Annotated in this window: 1 protein-coding gene; it reads right to left on the bottom strand. The window is 77.6% G+C overall.

The window, feature by feature from the left end:
* On the bottom strand, positions 1–1,465 hold a 1,465-nt coding region (locus tag F9B16_RS50365), incomplete at its 3' end, for a [protein-PII] uridylyltransferase (RefSeq protein ID WP_225992702.1).
* Between the last annotated feature and the right edge of the window lie 79 nt (positions 1,466–1,544).

Below are 1,544 nucleotides of genomic sequence, written 5' to 3' on the forward strand. Positions count from 1 at the left end.
CGGCGACGAGCCGCGCCTTCCAGGGCCCCCAGGCGGCGGGGCCGGTGGCGTTGCCGTCGGCGACGGCGAGGGCGGCGAGGAGTTCGAGGGTCTCGCGCTCGCGGCCAGGGACGGCGGAGACGGCGGAGACGACGGTGTCGATGGTGACGGGGTCGTCGAGGTCGCGGCGGGTGGCGGTCTCGGGCAGCAGCAGGTGGTGCCGGACGACCGTCTCCAGAACCTGGACGTCACCGTCGGGAAAGCCGAGTCTCACGCCGAGGTCATGGGCGACGACGGCGCCGCTGGTGGAGTGGTCGCCGGGCCAGCCCTTGCCGATGTCGTGCAGCAGCGCGCCGACCAGCAGCAGGTCGGGCCGGGCGACCTCGCGGGTGAGGGCGGCGGCGCCGGCGGCGGTCTCGACGAGGTGCCGGTCGACGGTGAAGCGGTGCACGGGGTTGCGCTGGGGGCGGTTGCGGACGCGTTCCCAGTCGGGCAGCAGCCGGGCGATCAGGCCGGCCTGGTCGAGGGCCTCCCAGACGCCGATGGCGGCGGGTCCGGCGCCGAGGAGCGAGACCAGCGCGTCGCGGGCCTCCGGGGGCCAGGGCGCGGCGGGGAGGGCGGCGTCGCCGGCGAGGTGCGCGACGGTCGCGGGGGCGAGCGGGAGGCCGTTCTGCGCGGCGGCCGCGGCGACGCGCAGGACCAGCGCGGGGTCGCTGAGGTCGGCGTTGCGGGCCAGCACGACCTCGCCGTCGTGCTCGACGGCGCCGTTCCCCACGGGGCGCCGTTCGACGGGCGCGCGGCGCGTTCCGGTGGCGCGCGCGACGCGGCGCCACAGGTGGTCGGCCGCGTAGGTGACCGTGCGGGCGGCCTCGGCGATCGCGCTGAGCAGGATGTTGGCGTCCGCCATGCCGACGGCGTGGGCGACGGCCTCCTGCTCCTGCAGGACGAGCCGGTCGGTGGAGCGTCCGGTGGACTCGTGCAGGGCGTGCCGGATGTCGAGGAGCAGGTCGTGCGCGGCTATCACGCGCCCGTCGGGCGCGGAGGCGATCCAGGACGCGGCGACGGCCCGCATGACGTGGACGTCGCGGAGGCCGCCGTGGGCCTCCTTGAGGTCGGGTTCGAGGAGGAACGCCAGCTCGCCCTGCTGCTCCCAGCGTTCGCGGCACAGCGCGGCCAGTTCCGGGAGCCGGACGCGGGCGTCGGCGCGCCAGTCGGCGAGGACGGCGGCGCGCAGCTCGTCGACGAGGGTGTGGTCGCCGGCGATCCGGCGGACCGTGAGCAGCCCGAGCGCCGCCTTCAGGTCGGCGCGGGCGACGGTCCTGGCCTCGGCGACGGTGCGGACGGAGTGGTCGAGGCGCAGGCCGGAGTCCCAGATCGGGTACCAGATGCGGTCGGCGATCTCGCCGATGTCGGGGCGCCCGCGGTGCAGCAGCACCAGGTCGAGGTCCCCGCCGGGGGTCAGCTCGCGGCGCCCGTGGCTGCCCACGGCCGCGAGCGCGACGCCGGAGGGCCCGGCATCGGGGGGCGCCGCTCCGGAGGGCGCGCCGCCGGGGGCGGGGGCGGAG

The sequence above is a fragment of the Actinomadura montaniterrae genome (genome assembly GCF_008923365.1).
In the GTDB taxonomy this organism is placed as follows: domain Bacteria; phylum Actinomycetota; class Actinomycetes; order Streptosporangiales; family Streptosporangiaceae; genus Spirillospora; species Spirillospora montaniterrae.